Annotated in this window: 8 protein-coding genes; 5 read left to right on the top strand and 3 right to left on the bottom strand. The window is 44.5% G+C overall.

Annotated elements, in window-relative coordinates; genetic code table 11:
- Positions 1–249 precede the first annotated feature (249 nt).
- From MSWHS_RS17860 to thsB, 4 genes are all read left to right on the top strand, one after another.
- A complete protein-coding gene (locus tag MSWHS_RS17860) occupies positions 250–882 on the top strand; it encodes a haloacid dehalogenase (protein ID WP_048130058.1) in 633 nt (210 codons plus the stop codon).
- Positions 883–1,131: 249 nt separating this feature from the next.
- Positions 1,132–2,751, top strand: coding sequence for an O-phosphoserine--tRNA ligase (gene sepS, locus MSWHS_RS17865; RefSeq protein ID WP_048130059.1), 1,620 nt, complete (start codon positions 1,132–1,134; stop codon positions 2,749–2,751).
- Between the two features lie 29 nt (positions 2,752–2,780).
- Positions 2,781–3,620, top strand: coding sequence for a DUF169 domain-containing protein (locus MSWHS_RS17870; RefSeq protein WP_048159500.1), 840 nt, complete (start codon positions 2,781–2,783; stop codon positions 3,618–3,620).
- Positions 3,621–4,221: 601 nt separating this feature from the next.
- Positions 4,222–5,892 carry a thermosome subunit beta gene (gene thsB / locus MSWHS_RS17875; protein ID WP_048130061.1) on the top strand — a complete coding sequence of 557 codons (1,671 nt, stop codon included), beginning with the start codon at positions 4,222–4,224 and terminating at the stop codon, positions 5,890–5,892.
- 166 nt (positions 5,893–6,058) lie between these two features.
- Here thsB and MSWHS_RS17880 read toward each other — a convergent pair whose 3' ends face one another.
- Positions 6,059–7,180: an ORC1-type DNA replication protein gene (locus tag MSWHS_RS17880; protein ID WP_048130062.1), complete on the bottom strand. Its 1,122-nt coding sequence runs from the start codon at positions 7,178–7,180 to the stop codon at positions 6,059–6,061.
- 702 nt (positions 7,181–7,882) lie between these two features.
- Between MSWHS_RS17880 and MSWHS_RS17885 the strand changes: the two genes are divergently transcribed.
- On the top strand, positions 7,883–10,555 hold the full coding sequence (locus MSWHS_RS17885) for a CHAD domain-containing protein (RefSeq protein WP_048130063.1): 2,673 nt from the start codon (positions 7,883–7,885) through the stop codon (positions 10,553–10,555).
- A 66-nt stretch (positions 10,556–10,621) separates the two neighbouring features.
- Here the strand turns inward: MSWHS_RS17885 and ppx are convergent, their stop codons facing one another.
- Positions 10,622–12,253, bottom strand: coding sequence for an exopolyphosphatase (gene ppx, locus MSWHS_RS17890; RefSeq protein WP_048130064.1), 1,632 nt, complete (start codon positions 12,251–12,253; stop codon positions 10,622–10,624).
- Positions 12,254–12,575: 322 nt separating this feature from the next.
- The gene (gene ppk1, locus MSWHS_RS17895) at positions 12,576–14,762 is read right to left on the bottom strand and encodes a polyphosphate kinase 1 (RefSeq protein WP_082088269.1); all 2,187 of its coding nucleotides are present in this window, start codon (positions 14,760–14,762) and stop codon (positions 12,576–12,578) included.
- Positions 14,763–15,183: the final 421 nt, after the last annotated feature.

The raw sequence follows: 15,183 nt of genomic DNA on the forward strand, positions 1-15,183 counted from the left end.
CTTCTATCTATTTTCTATCTTTTTTCTCTGAACTGAATTTTAAATCCATACAATGATCAGGACTTCAAAAGAATAATAAATGCATAGAGTTTATGCGTGAAAGAAGAGCTAAAAAAAGGGATAAAGATATAAAGAATCTCAGAATCATTTTATACAGGCTAAATAAAATAATATACTAAATAAGGCAATAGATTAAGACTATAGCCATAAAACAAATGGAGAATAACATGTTACAGGGGGGCAAAAGTAATGCTGGAAGAAATTTCTATCCGGATAAGGGAGAATTTCGAGGTTAAAGATAAGATCAGGGAAGAAGGACTGAAAATTTCAAGGGAAATTGTAAGGGAATGCAGGACAGCAAGTTTTGCCCTGCATGGAAAGAATTTTGAAAAAGCAGGTAACAACATAGAGGCGGCTGGAAAGGCTTTAAAAAAACTTGAGTCCCGGTTCGAAGGACATGCTGACATTTACCACGCCGGATTTGTAGAACATGCCCAGCAAGAATATTCGGAAGTTGCAGTTCTCTACAGCCTTTTAAAAGACGAAGGAAAGACACAGAATATTCCATCTCCGGACGAACTGAGAATTGAGTACGCCGCCTATCTTAACGGGCTTGGAGACGTAGTGGGAGAGCTCAGAAGGCATGTCCTTGACCTTATCAGGGAAGATTCTTTTGAAAAAGCCGAAGTATTTTTAGGGATCATGGAAAATATTCATGCAGTCCTTATGGACTTTGACTACCCTGACGCGATAACCGGCGGACTCAGACGAAAGACCGATATATCCCGCTCCCTGATAGAAAAAACACGCGGCGATGTGGTAAACTCAATTCAGCAGAAAAAGCTTGAGCTTGCAATGCAGAGCCTGAAATCCAGACTGTAAGACGATTCTCTCCTTCAGTGTTGACAGAGCTACAGGCTGAGAAGGAGAACTAAATAATTTTCACAATAACCACTAAAATCATTTACTATTCAGTGTAGTTACATTACAATTTAGCGCTCAACTACCTGACGCCCATTATCCAGTGTATTTCACCGCGCCGCCAAACCATTCAACATATGCATATAAACGATAAAATCGTAAGGGTCTGACAGATCCAGAATTCCAATAATCAGTTACAAGAGGATAGCCATGAGATTTGATCCAGAAAAAATAAAAAAGGATGCAAAGGAAAATTTTGACCTTGCCTGGAACGAGGGTAAAAAAATAGTTAGAACACCTACCCTTAATGAGCGCTACCCGAGGACCACCCTGAGTTACGGGAAGGCTCATCCTGTTTATGATACAATCCAGAAACTGAGGGAAGCCTATCTGCGCATGGGTTTTGAAGAGATGATGAACCCTCTTATAGTTGATGAAAAAGAGGTGCACAAACAGTTCGGAAGCGAAGCCCTCGCAGTCCTTGACCGCTGTTTCTATCTTGCAGGTCTACCCCGCCCCAATGTAGGGATTTCTGACGAGCGCATTGCACAGGTAACAGAAATCCTGGGCGACGTAGGAGACGAAGGAATAGACAAAATCAGGAAAGTCCTGCACGCTTATAAAAAAGGGACGGTTGAGGGAGATGACCTGGTTCCAGAAATCTCAGCGGCCCTCGGAGTTTCAGATGCCCTTGTAGCCGACATGATTGAAAGGGTTTTTCCTGAATTCAAAGAGCTTATACCCCAGGCAAGCACAAAAACACTGCGCAGTCACATGACAAGCGGTTGGTTCATTTCCCTGGGCGCCCTCCTTGAGAGAAAAGAACCTCCATTCCACTTTTTCTCAATAGACCGCTGTTTCAGGCGGGAACAGCAAGAAGACGCTTCCAGGCTTATGACCTACTACTCGGCTTCCTGTGTTATTATGGACGAAGAAGTAACCGTAGACCACGGAAAAGCCGTTGCTCAGGGGCTCCTCTCCCAATTCGGCTTTGAAAAGTTCCTCTTCAGGCCCGATGAAAAACGCAGCAAGTACTATGTGCCTGACACCCAGATAGAGGTCTTTGCCTTCCACCCGAAACTCGTGGGCTCGAACTCCAAGTACTCTGACGGCTGGATCGAGGTTGCAACTTTCGGTATATACTCTCCAACAGCCCTTGCAGAATATGATATTCCATACCCTGTAATGAACCTCGGGCTTGGGGTTGAAAGGCTTGCCATGATCCTGCATGATGCCCCTGATGTCCGTTCCCTGACCTACCCGCAGATTCCGCAGTACAGCGAGTGGGAGATGCCCGACAGTGAACTTGCAAAGCAGGTCTTTGTAGACAGAATGCCTGAAACTCCAGAAGGGCAGGCAATTGCAGATGCCATCGTTTCTCAGTGCGAACTGCATGGAGAAGAGCCGAGTCCCTGTGAATTTCCAGCCTGGGAAGGGGAGATTTGCGGGAGGAAAGTAAAAGTCTCCGTGGTCGAGCCAGAAGAGAATACAAAACTCTGCGGTCCTGCAGCCTTTAATGAGGTCGTTGCCTATCAGGGAGACATTCTGGGAATCCCGAATAACAAGAAATGGCAGAAAGCTTTTGAAAACCACTCTGCGAGGGCTAGCATACGTTTTATAGAGGCTTTTGCTGCCCAGACTGCGCGGGAAATTGAAGAAGCTGCAATGTCCGGAGCAGATGAGCATATTGTCAGAGTAAGAATAGTCAAGGTTCCCTCTGAAGTCAACATTAAAATAGGCTCTACTGTCCAGCGGTACATCACAGGTAAAAAGAAAAAAATCGACATAAGAGGCCCGATTTTCACTTCTGTAAAAGCGAAATTCGAGTGAGATAAGCAGTAAAAACAGGAATAGGCTGTATGCAAATAGAAAGAGTGCCGTTTTCAGGATACCCGAAACTCAGACGGTTGATGGAAACGGGAGAGCCTGTATGTGTAACCTTTGAGATAGAAGAGGGGGACACAAGAGAAAGATTCCGAGAAGTGGTACCAGCCAGTGGATCGGTACCAGTCCAGGAAACAGTACCAGCCCAGGAAACAGTACCAGCCCAGGAAACAGTACCAATCCAGGAAACAGTACCAATCCAGGAAACAGTACCAGTCCAGAAAGCAGTGCCTAAAAAAAAAGTAACCGGAAAAGGAAGTGAAGAGCTTCCTGAAAAATCCGGCTTTCTCTTTTGCGAACTTGTGCAGAAAGCCCGTATGGGAGAGAAGTTCCGGATTTCCGGGCAGAACTGCTCTCCCGGGGACTACGTCCTGGGCCTCTCTGAGGAAAACCCTGCTGAATATTATCTTAAATCCGGAAGATACAGGGATACTCAAGCTGCAGAAAAGGCAGCTCTATCCCTTCCAAGATTAAAGAGAAAATTTTGCTCCGTAGTGGTCGAGCCGCTGTCCCTTAATAAGGGTAACTTTGATGTGTTAATTCTTTTCCTTAAACCTGAGAAAGCCATGCGAATTGTCCAGGCAAATGCTTATTCAGAAGGAAAAAGGACAGTAATGGACACAATGGGTGCAGCTTCAATCTGTGGAGATTGTACCGTACTGGCTCTGGAAAAGGGCATGAGCTTATCTTTCGGGTGTAAAGGATCAAGAAAACACAGCAGATATGAAGATTTTGAAGTTCCTCTCGGAATTGCTTTTGAAAAAGTCGAGGAAATTGAGGAAGGGCTTTCAAAACTTCCCGAAACAATGTGTTAAGAGACAATGAATAAAAACTGACCCGGAGAAACAACTGCAACGGTTACCAAAAGAAAGATCAGGACGAGAGCAAAGACAAAACTCTTCAGAAAAAATGATCCAGCTGAAAAACGCTTTTTGCGCTTGCTGTCATCGACTTCTTCTACTACTGCATCGATTCCTAATTAATTCCTCTTTCTTTTAGATTATAAAAGTATGATTTTAGATTTTTCGACAATGCTTGCTGCTTGATTTCTAGAGCAGCTGAACTTGATAAGATAGTCTAAATCTTTTTGAGTGAATGATAATTTGGGGCGACGGCTTATACGGGGCATAAGGTAGTTAAAAAGTAGTTTATTGAATGATTAATGTAATTATTTTATGGATTTATATTAGAATCTATGTACTAGTTTTCATCTAGTCTTTTTAATCTGGTCTTTTTTGTTAAAGAAATCCGGTATAAAACGAGTTCATCTCATGCTGTTCTTTGAAGAAAGCAAATACCAAAGTATACTTATTACAGAGAGATCGATGGGATGAGTTTATATAGAAGTACAAACATGTAAAATGCGATTTTAATTACAGAACTATTCCAAATTCACACTAATGGAGGATTTAAATCGTGGCAGGACAGCCAATATTCATTTTGAAAGAAGGAAGTAAGAGAACCAGAGGCAGAGATGCCCAGAGTAACAACATCATGGCTGCAAAGGCAGTAGCCGAAGCAGTCAGAACAACCCTTGGTCCCAAGGGCATGGACAAGATGCTCGTGGACTCAATGGGTGATGTGGTCATCACAAATGACGGGGCAACCATTCTCAAAGAGATGGACATCGAGCACCCTGCAGCAAAGATGGTGGTAGAAGTAGCCAAGACCCAAGACGATGAAGTGGGAGACGGAACCACCAGTGCAGCTGTTGTCGCCGGTGAGCTCTTAAAAAAAGCCGAGGACTTAATCGAGCAGGAAATTCACCCGACAATCATTGCATCCGGATACAGGCTGGCAGCCGAAAAAGCTGTTGAAGTCCTTAATTCCCTGGCAATGAATGTGGATATGTCTAACCGTGACCTGCTGGTCAGCATCGCTGAAACCGCCATGACCGGAAAAGGTGCAGAGGCCTCTAAGAGACTCCTCTCCGAAATCGCCGTAGACGCTGTCACAAGCGTTGTCGACACGAATGGTAAAAAGACAGTTGATAGGGAAAACATCAGCGTTATCAAGAAAGTAGGTGGCAGAGTCGAGGATTCCGAACTTATTCAGGGCATGATCATTGACAAGGAAAGAATCCACTCCAACATGCCTGAGAAAGTCAAGGACGCAAAGCTCCTCCTTCTTAACAGTGCAATCGAACTCAAAGACACTGAAGTAGATGCCGAAATCTCAATAACTTCTCCTGACCAGCTCCAGTCCTTCCTCGACCAGGAAGAGCAGATGCTCAAGAAGACTGTCCAGAAGGTAATCGGCAGCGGTGCAAACGTTGTCTTCTGCCAGAAGGGCATTGAAGACCTTGCCCAGCACTACCTTGCAAAGGCAGGCATCTTTGCTATCCGCAGGGTCAAGAAGAGCGACATGGAAAAGCTCGCAAGGGCAACAGGCGGCAAACTCATCACCAACCTGGATGAAGTCATCCCCGAAGACCTCGGATATGCAGGGCTCGTGGAAGAGAAGAAAGTTGGTGGCGACAACATGACCTTTGTCACAGGCTGCAACAACCCCAAAGCCGTTACTATCCTCCTGCGCGGCGGCACAGAGCACGTAGTTGACAGCATCGACAGCGCTCTTGAAGATGCCCTCCGTGTAGTAGGAGTTGCAATCGAAGATGAAAAACTTGTTGCAGGCGGCGGCTCTCCTGAAGTTGAGGTTGCCCTCAGGCTCCAGGAATACGCAGCAACTCTCGAAGGCAGAGAACAGCTTGCAGTTAAAGCCTACGCCGAAGCTCTCGAAGTTATCCCCAGGACCCTTGCAGAAAACGCAGGTCTCGACCCAATAGACATGCTCATGGAACTTCGCTCCCAGCACGAGAAAGGCATGAAGACCGCAGGGCTTGATGTCTATGAAGGCAAGGTCGTTGACATGTGGAAGAACTTCGTAGTCGAACCCCTCAGAGTCAAGACTCAGGTCATCAACGCAGCTACCGAATCTGCAGTCATGATCCTCAGGATCGACGACATCATCGCTTCTACCCGTGCAGCCCCTGGCCCAGAAGAAATGGGTGGCGGAATGCCCCCAGGAATGGGCGGAATGCCCCAAGGAATGGGCGGTATGGGCGGAATGCCCCCAGGAATGATGTAAATTCCTTAAAAATAAGGTAAAACCGATAAATGATTGACTCCAAAAAAGGTGCAGTTTCTTTACTGCTCCTTTTTTAAAGTTCAATCAAAAAATATTCCAAGCCTGAAAGCCTGTTTCCGGCCTCTCACCGGAAAAGCCATATGAATTTCCGTTCATTTTTTCTCTTTCAGGCTTTTTTAAGGCAGCTAAGGATAGCCTCAGCTTCATACTTTGTTTTTATTATCCTTGTCCTGCCTCGCTTGCCTTTGCCTGTAAAGTCAGCGTCCACATAGTTAAGAGCCTGAAGCCTGTTGACCATACCGTAAAAACGAGTGTATCCGAGCTGTGTCAGCTCATGGAAGGATTTGTAGAGTTCCCCTGCCTTAACATCATCTGCTCTTGCTATCAGTTCAAGCAGCTGTTTTTCAGAGTCCGAGAGGAGGCTTATGCCCCTGCACAGATGGAGCAGTTTAGAAGCCTCGTAGGCTTTTTCCACATCTTCAGATAAGATCATGCGGCTTCCCCTGCGCTCGGCGTTGAAACCCGAACGTTTTAGAAGATCGATTCCGACCCTCATATCACCTGTTTTTTCCACATACGAAACAACAAGTTCCAGCACTTCGTCAGAAATTACTTTTGGATAAAATCCGTACTTGACTCTGTCCTTAAGGATGTCCAGAATCTCTGTCTCCCCATACCTTGGAGAAGCTATTTCTTCAGGCAGAAAAACAGAGTTGACTCTTGAGTCCAAACAATAAAGGTCAGATGCATCATTTACGATCCCGATAACCCCTATCTTTGCTCCGGGGTACTGCTCGTGAGCCCTGAGCAGGGAATACATCACTTCATTGGCATGTCCCTCACAGCAGAGATAATTAAGGTCATCCAGCGCCACAATCAAAACTTTTTCCGAAGAAATCAGGAAATTTACAACATTTTCAAATAGTTTACGGAAAGCAATCCCGGAATTAGGAGGAGAGATCCCAAACAGCTGCCTGTAAATTCTGGAAATTACGGCAAAACGGGTGGAATCAATCTGGCAGTTAATCTTTACAGCCACAACGCCCGGAGCATGAGCCTCAACTTCCCTGAAAACCTTCATAACCGCACTGGTCTTTCCTGTTCCTGGAGGACCGACCAGCAAACAATTTAAAGGCCGCATGCCGCGCAGGGAAGGTCTGAGCGCAAACCTGAGCGCATTTAACTGTGAGTCTCTGTGGGGGAAATATTCCGGGAGATAATCCGGCTCAAGTACCGAAAGGTCCTTAAATAGGGTTTCGTCCCAGAGTAGTATATCGTTGCCTGTCAAGGAAACTTGCTCCTTTGTTTTGATGTATCCTTTATAATGTATCCTTTTTGCTGCCGGACTTTTATAACTGGATCTCTTGCAATTGCTGGATACTACTGGTTGAGTGAAAGGCTGTAAAAGTATGGGTGAATGGCTGGATCTCAATCGAATGCAGCATAAGTAAATACTCAGTGTAATTAGAGATTCAGTGTAATTAGAGATTCAGTGTAATTAGAGATTCAGTGTAATTAGAGAGTATGAGTTCCAGAGTTTGAACAGAAGTTTTAAAAGATCATACTCCCGGTTTGATATAAATAAGTCAAATTTTTGGTAAATATATCCATTGCTCTGTTTAAATTTTTAATAAATACGTTTTATTACATTTTAGCTTTTTTGAATTGTTACTGATTAATGCCTACTTCTGAACCACTATTTTGCAGTTTGAGTAATCATCCAGAAAAGTAATCCAGTGATATAACAACCAATCCCCGGGTAAAGAAAAAACATATGATTTAACCTTGTTGACAGTATTTAAATTACTTTATAAAAAGGATAATCACTGGCTAAAGGGAAAATGAAGGAAGGAAAAAAAGAGGAAGGAATTTAGAGAATAACTAAAAATATCATAGATTCCTGAGTACAGTACATATTTGAAGATTGGCTACACATTTGAAGAATAAGCACATATATACTCAGTATTCACAGCGGGCGGGAAGAACTAATATGGAAATTGAGTCAAAATTTTTGGTCCCGGAAGAGACAGATTTTAAAGAGCTTGAAAATCTCTCCAGGCTTGCATCTTATACTATTTCTGAAGCTCAGATCCAGATAATTGAGGACACTTTTCTTGATACCGAAAACAAAGACATTATGGCTGCCGGGTATTACCTGAGAATAAGAAAAGCCGCAGGGGAAAAAGGGAAATGGGTGACAATCAAAAGCCTGGGAGGTTTTGAAAATGGAACCCACTGGAGAGAAGAATATGTCAGTTTCTTGCCTGAAAGACTTTCTGTGCTTGAATGTCCCAACCTCAGGATCAGAAACATGATTTTTGAGTTTACCTCAGGACTTGACCTTTATCCACTTATCACCCTCAAACAGAAAAGGCTAATTCACAAGTTAAATCTTAAAGAAAAGCATGTAGCTGACCTCTATCTGGACAGGGTAAACCTCAAAAGCGAAAGCCGGAAAAAACTCTACAATGAGTTTGAGGTGGAACTTAAAAACGAGGGGACTGTCAAAGACCTTGAGATCATCCGGGATTTCCTGCTAAGTCATTACAGCCTTGTAGAGAGCCCTTTTTCCAAGTTTGAGAGAGCCTATATTTTCAGGGAAAATCTCCCGGAAAAAACTTTCATGAACCTGAAAGAAAGAGCTGTCTGTGCACAGCTTGCGGGTCACAAAAACATATACGGGAAGCAAGCTAAGATTCTTCTTTTAATTGACAGGGGCTGTAGTCCTGCAGAACTCGGGCTTCTACTTAAAGTTCCGGAACCGGAGATCAAAGCTCTACTCTCGCGGTTTAAAAAAGAAAGGCTTTCAGTCTTTCCTTTTACAGTAAATAAAAGAAAAACTCCAGAAAAAAACCTGGCATTTCATTTCCAACCCGGAAGAGGAGTACCTCATAAAGGCTGGACTGAGATGGGCATCGAGGAATGGACCCCTGAAGCCCTTATGGAACTGTATGGAGTTAACAAAGTAAGGTCAGCAGGCATCAGAACAGGAATTCTCGCCCTTTTTGACGGGCTTTCTGCTTATCACGGGCTCGGAAAGAAGGAAAAAGAACTTCTCGGACTTGCAGCCCTCTTGCATGGTATCGGAAGTTCGGTATACAGAGGAGAAGAAGCCATAATGAGCAGAGAAATTCTTCTTACCCATCCGATTAAAGACCTGAAAAATAGCGAACTGCAAATGCTTGCCCTTATCATGGAACTTCAGGCCCCCGAAATAAGTGAAAAAAAGCTTTCTGCAGTCTTTGAAGAAAAGAATACAGGTCTTTCTCCGGCTTTTCAGAATAAAGCCCTCATTCTTACAGCTTTACTCCGGATTGCAAACCTTTCCGATACAGTAACTCAGATATTTCAACCCTACAGATTCAGGCAACTTGATGAAGCAGTTGAAATAGAACTTCTGGGACCTGATGCAGAAAAAATTGCAAAAAAGGCGGAAAAAAGAAGCGAACTCTGGGAATATCTCTTCAGCACCAAACTACGGTTTACGCAGGCGAGGGAACTTCCAGAATCAGAAGGCTCAGAAAGAGCCCTGAAAATAGCCCCGGGAAGAATCTCAGAAAAAACACAAAGAGAAAAAGGAGGAGAAGCTGAAGAAAAAAGAGGAGAAAAACCCCGGGGAAAAGTTGAGGGTAAAGCTGAAAAAAGAATTGAGAAGAAGAAAAGAAAAGAAACTCAGAAATTCACGGTCAGCTTGGAAGATTCCATGGCTTTTGTTGCTCACAGGATCTTTACATACCAGTTATCCCAGATGCTAATCCATGAAAAGGGAACCCGAAAAGGAGAAGACATCGAAGAGCTGCATGCCATGCGCGTTGCGATCCGCAGGATGAGGGCGGCAACAACAGTCTTTAATGAATACCTTGAATCCGAAAAATTGGAACCTCACCTTAAAGGACTCAAGAGAACACTTGGAGCTCTCGGAGGAGTCCGGGACCTGGACGTTTTCAGGGAAAAAGCAGAAACTTATTTGAAAACCCTGCCTTCAGGGCATGAACACGACCTTGACCCTCTTTTTATCACACTTACAGAGGAGAGAGAAAAAGCCAGGGAAAATATGCTTGATTACCTTGACAGTGAAAAATACAGCCGTTTTAAGAAAGACTTTTCAGAATTTCTGGAGTTCCCAGAAACCTGGGCTCTCCCCACAACTACGGAGAAACATGACGCTCTGCCTCACAGAATAAAAGATGTGCTCCCTTCGATCCTCTATGCCCGTTTAGCCGACATAAGTGCCTACTCCGAATGGGTGGAAGGACCCTATGTTTCTGTTGAAAGGTTGCACAGACTCAGGATTGCGGCCAAAGGGCTGCGTTATACTTTGGAGTTCTTTGAAAGCGTACTCGGGAAAGAAATCGGACTCTTAATAAAAGATTTCAAAGTTTTGCAGGACCACCTTGGAGACCTGCATGATGCAGTCGTTGCAACCGAAATGCTTGGCTCTTACCTGAGAACAGAGACCTGGGGATCTTTAGAAAGTGAAAAGGCATCGAGTAAAACACAAATTTCCAAAAGCCTCGGAGGGGTGGAAGCTTACCTTGCGTACAGGGAAGAAGAACTCTTAACTCTGCTCAATACCTTTCCGGATGCCTGGGAAAAAGTCCAAAACAAAGAGTTTGGAAGGAGAATTGAAAGTGCAGTCATAAGCCTGTATGAAAGCCTCTGATGGATTTTCAGTTTATTTTTAAAAACCAATTTAAGTTTTGAAGAATATTGTGTTTTTGAAGAAGTTTCATCCCCGTGGGACTTCCTCAACCTCAGCACTTCCCTCAAAAACTACAGGGACCCCTGCCGCCTGTTCGATAAGAACTTTGGACTGGAGGTTATACCCAAACATCTTTTTGAAATATTTTTTCTGTTTCTCTACCTCCCAGATTTCGAGCTGGCACTCCCACCGGGCATGCATCTCGAGCACAAGGCTGTCGGTGGAGGCAATATAAAAACGGACATGGGAAATAATTCCTGTATGGGAACGGTCAAGCCCTTCGGCAATACGGAGCAGGGCGCTGAGAAGCCTCACGCTTTTTACTGTTTCTTTGCTGAGCCCTTCAAGATTGGGATGCTTCTTTTTAGGGGTGTTTTTCCTGTGGAAATACGCAAGGTTTGAAATTATTTCGATTTCTTCAGGCTGGAAACCCGGGAGGTTGCTCTCTCTTATGAGGTGATAGGCATGTGCCTGATGGGTATCATATGAGAGAAATGTTCCTATATCGTGCAGGGTTGCGCCGTATTCGAGAAGCTCTCTCTCACTCTCTTGAAACTCATAGATCCCAAGAGCCTGGATACTGTCAAAGAGTTCAAGAGCAAGCCTGGTGACGATATGGGCATGTTCTTCATCAAAGTTGCAAGCAAGGCCAAGCTGCATGATGCTGCGTTTTCTTACCGACATCTGCGTGACCATGTAAGAGAACTCACTCTTTGAGATATAATCTACAAGCAACCCTTCCCTGAGCCCGCGCTTGCTGATCGTAATCTCTGAAAGTTCAAGCTCCTCCATAAGGGTCTCTATGATTGCAGCGCCTGCAAGAATGATATCTGCCCTCTGAGTGTTTATCCCCGGAAATTTACGCCTCTCTTCAAGCGACAAGGCGCACATTGCCCTGACAATTTTCTTCAAGTCTTCGTATTCAAGCTTCTCAAAACTTTCATGGGCTGTTTTATGCAGGTAAACAAAAGCGATTTTTGCAAGGTTTTCGATAGTTCCCGAGCTTCCAATAGCACTGTCCGCCCTGTACCGGGAAAGTTCTTTTGTTATATCCGCGGTCTTGCGCCGTATGTAGGCTTTGATCTGCTCATAACGCTCCTCGGAAACCGGACCTGTTTCATCCGGAAGGAACATGTTTGTCAGGCGGATTGACCCGAGGTTAAGGGAGTGAAGGAAGTAACACTGGCTCTGATCCCCTATCGACACTTCAGTGCTCCCACCCCCGATATCAATAAAAAGAGCTTTTGAATAACCAAGGCGGAGCCCACTTGAGACCCCCAGATAGATCAGGCGAGCTTCTTCGGACCCCGAAATAGTACAGACCTCAAGGTTTGCCTCTTTTTTAATCATTTCAAGAAACTGAACCCTATTGCTCGCATCCCGGGTTGCAGAGGTTGCCACAGCTATGATCTCTTCTGCCCTGTAAGCCCTTGCAAGCTCCATGAACTTTTTACAGACAACGGTTGCCCGCTCTATTGCTTCTGGCTGCAGGATTCTGTCTATAAACTCCTTTTCTCCAAGCCGCACCGTTTCCTTCTGCTTGGTCAAGGGCTGGTAAGACCCGTTGGGATTGATCCGGACCAAAAGAAGCCTGACTGAGTTAGTCCCTATATCAATAAACGCAACAACCCTGCCTTCGGAAATTTTCTCGGGTTCCATTCATGACCACCTGAAAGCCTTGCTTTTTTGTTTTTCTAGAAGGATAAAGAGAGCATTATAAACTTCAAAATGTCCGTTTACATTTTTATTCAATTTGAGATTTATTTTCGGATAGTATTTTCCTGAGTTCTATCTTCCTATATATGTGAAATTGTAAGTTCAAAAACCCTACCCATGTCAATTACCCCTTAGCTAAAGACTCAAGGGTTTCCTGCTGGGGGTTTATGAAACTCCAGAGAGTAGCATAAAAATTTCAGGTGGAAAAGGAAAACACAGCAACTAAGGAAAAGAGAAAACAAAAAGGAAAAATTAAAGTTTTCTTTCAACTTTTTTCCGTTTTAAGCTCCCAGCTGCCTCTGTTCTCAAGCATCCAGAGCTGAGAATCCATTTCTTCTTCATCGGGCTGCGGGTAGATCCTTTCAGTCCTGCCGTTAGGAAGGAGAAGACGAGCTTTTATGTTATCTTTCAGGTGGGTACCGAGGATGACGTCACGCAGAATAGGGATGTAATCCGAAGATACGGGAAAGAGGATTTCGACCCGGTTGTCTAGGTTGCGGGGCATAAGGTCGGCACTGCCCATAAAGATCTCTTCTTTTCCGCCGTTCCTGAAATAGTATGCTCTTGAGTGTTCAAGAAAACGCCCGACTATCGAAGTGACCCTGATATTTTCGCTCAAACCGTAAATGCCGGGCCTAAGGCAGCAGATACCCCTGACAATGAGATCTACCTTTACTCCAACCCTTGAAGCCCTGTAGAGTTCCCGGATGCACTGATAGTCCACAAGGGAATTCATCTTGAAGATAAGGTGTCCGTTCCCGAATTTCTCGTGCAGGTCAATCTCACGCCTGATGCGCTCAAGGATCTGGTGCCTCATGTTCTGGGGAGCCACCAGGAGCTTGATGTAATGGTCTTTCCTTGAATAGCCTGTAAGGGCATTGAAAAGGTCAGAGATGTCTTTGCCTATGAAGGGGTCACCTGTGAGGTAACCGAAGTCTGTATAAAGTTTTCCAGTGACAGCATTATAGTTTCCAGTGCTCATATGCACATAATACCTGATGCCTTCTTTTTCAGCCCTTACAATAAGGCACATCTTGGCATGGGTTTTACGCCCGGGAAAACCATAGGCTACGTGAACACCCTTGCGCTCGAGTTCCTTTGCCCAGCCAATGTTATTCTCTTCGTCAAAACGGGCTTTAAGTTCAACAAGGACTGCTACCTGCTTGTTCCGGTCCGCAGCTTTCATAAGAGCCTGGATAATCCTGGAGTTGTCATCTACCCTGTATAACGTCATTTTAATTGCCAGGACATCCGGGTCATCAGCGGCTTCTTCCACCAGATCAGTTACCGATTCGAAACTGTCGTAAGGGTGATAGAGCAGGATATCCTTCTTTTTCAGGGCTGAAAAAATGTTTTCCTTATCGGCCATAAGAGAATGTTTTCTCTGCTCAAAAGGCTCGTATTTAAGCTCAGGGCGATTGATTTGTACAAGCTTCATGAGGCTTGAAAGGCCCAGAGGCGCCGCTGCCCTGAACATCAAAGGAGGTGTTAACTCCAGATTCTTAAGGAGAATATAAGAAACCCTTTCAGGCATAGTATAGTCGGTTTCAAGCCGGACAGCAGGCCCGAAGTAGTTTCTCCCCACCCTCTGCTTAACAGCCGTCAGAAGGTCCTTGTCCCCGTCTTCATCAAAGCCGAGGTCAGCATCGCGCGTGATCCTGAAAGGATAAGCTCCGAGAATACGCTGCCCGGGGAACAGCAGATCGAGGTTTGCAGCAATCAGCTGTTCGATCCACACAAAACGCCCTGATTTCAGATCTTCAAAACTGGAAATTATTTTTTCCTGGCCCTCTCCGGGAACAACAATCAGCCTTGTGAACATAGGAGGGATCTTGACCCTGGCAAAACGTTCCCCGTAGTCCGGGTCATCGATAAGTACGGCAAGATTAAGACTGAGATTTGAAATATGGGGAAAAGGATGCCCAGAGTCAAAACCAAGGGGAGTCAGTAGTGGGAAAATATTTCTTTCGAAATAGTCCCTGAGTTTTTCTCTGTCTTCTCCGGAAAGTTCAAAGTAGTTCAGGACTTTAATTCCCTTTTCCCTTAGAGCCGGTTCGAGCACTTCATTCCAGCAACTGTCGTTTACAGGAAGCTGTCTTAGAAGTTCTCCCCGGATGACCTTCAGCTGTTCCTGGGCCAGTTCATCTACACGGTCTCCCTTTGCCCCTTCTGTAATACGTTTCTGAACCCCGGAGACCCTGACCATGAAAAACTCATCAAGGTTGCTCCCGAAGATGGAAAGAAATTTAACTCTTTCAAGCAGAGGATTACGTTCATCCAGGGCTTCTTCGAGTACACGGTCATTGAACTGAAGCCAGCTGTATTCCCTGTCCGCATAAAGGCATGGGTCGCTCAGATCAGACATGCCTGATACTTCAACCCGGATCCCCTCAACACTATCCGTAACCAATCTATCAAAATCTGCACACTGAATTGGGAAGTTCCGTTCCATTCCTATCACGCGTGGCCTGGAGTTTGTGTTTCTTCAGATCCATCCTCAAAAATATAAGAAGATTGGAATATAAGATTTTTGTCTGTTCCATTATTTGACATTATTACCAGATGTTTTTTCAGTGTAATTAGCAGGGTTAGAAAGAAAATAACCTCGAATCCACTCGACAGCCAAAATAACCAGTTTTCGGAAAAATATTCCCTGAACTGCATATCAACCCATTCAGTAACCAGTTAACCGGCTGAGTTTTCTATTTCCTGTCCGGGGGTAAGGCGCATCTTCTTAAATAGTGATCGGAGATGCATTGACACTAAGACATATATAGACTTTTGGATTAGCAAGAATATAAGAACTGTCCAAAATCTTAGCCAACTCACTACTATTTATCAATATATAGTACTAAAGATTTATAATATTATCT

Origin of the sequence: Methanosarcina sp. WWM596, assembly GCF_000969965.1 — an archaeon.
Lineage (GTDB): Archaea > Halobacteriota > Methanosarcinia > Methanosarcinales > Methanosarcinaceae > Methanosarcina.

Excerpts from the sequence above, each read along its gene's own strand:
- MSWHS_RS17860 (WP_048130058.1), top strand. The coding sequence starts at position 250 with ATGCTGGAAGAAATTTCTATCCGGATAAGGGAGAATTTCGAGGTTAAA.
- sepS (WP_048130059.1), top strand. The coding sequence starts at position 1,132 with ATGAGATTTGATCCAGAAAAAATAAAAAAGGATGCAAAGGAAAATTTT.
- MSWHS_RS17870 (WP_048159500.1), top strand. The coding sequence starts at position 2,781 with ATGCAAATAGAAAGAGTGCCGTTTTCAGGATACCCGAAACTCAGACGG.
- MSWHS_RS17885 (WP_048130063.1), top strand. The coding sequence starts at position 7,883 with ATGGAAATTGAGTCAAAATTTTTGGTCCCGGAAGAGACAGATTTTAAA.
- ppx (WP_048130064.1), bottom strand. The coding sequence starts at position 12,253 with ATGGAACCCGAGAAAATTTCCGAAGGCAGGGTTGTTGCGTTTATTGAT.
- ppk1 (WP_082088269.1), bottom strand. The coding sequence starts at position 14,762 with ATGGAACGGAACTTCCCAATTCAGTGTGCAGATTTTGATAGATTGGTT.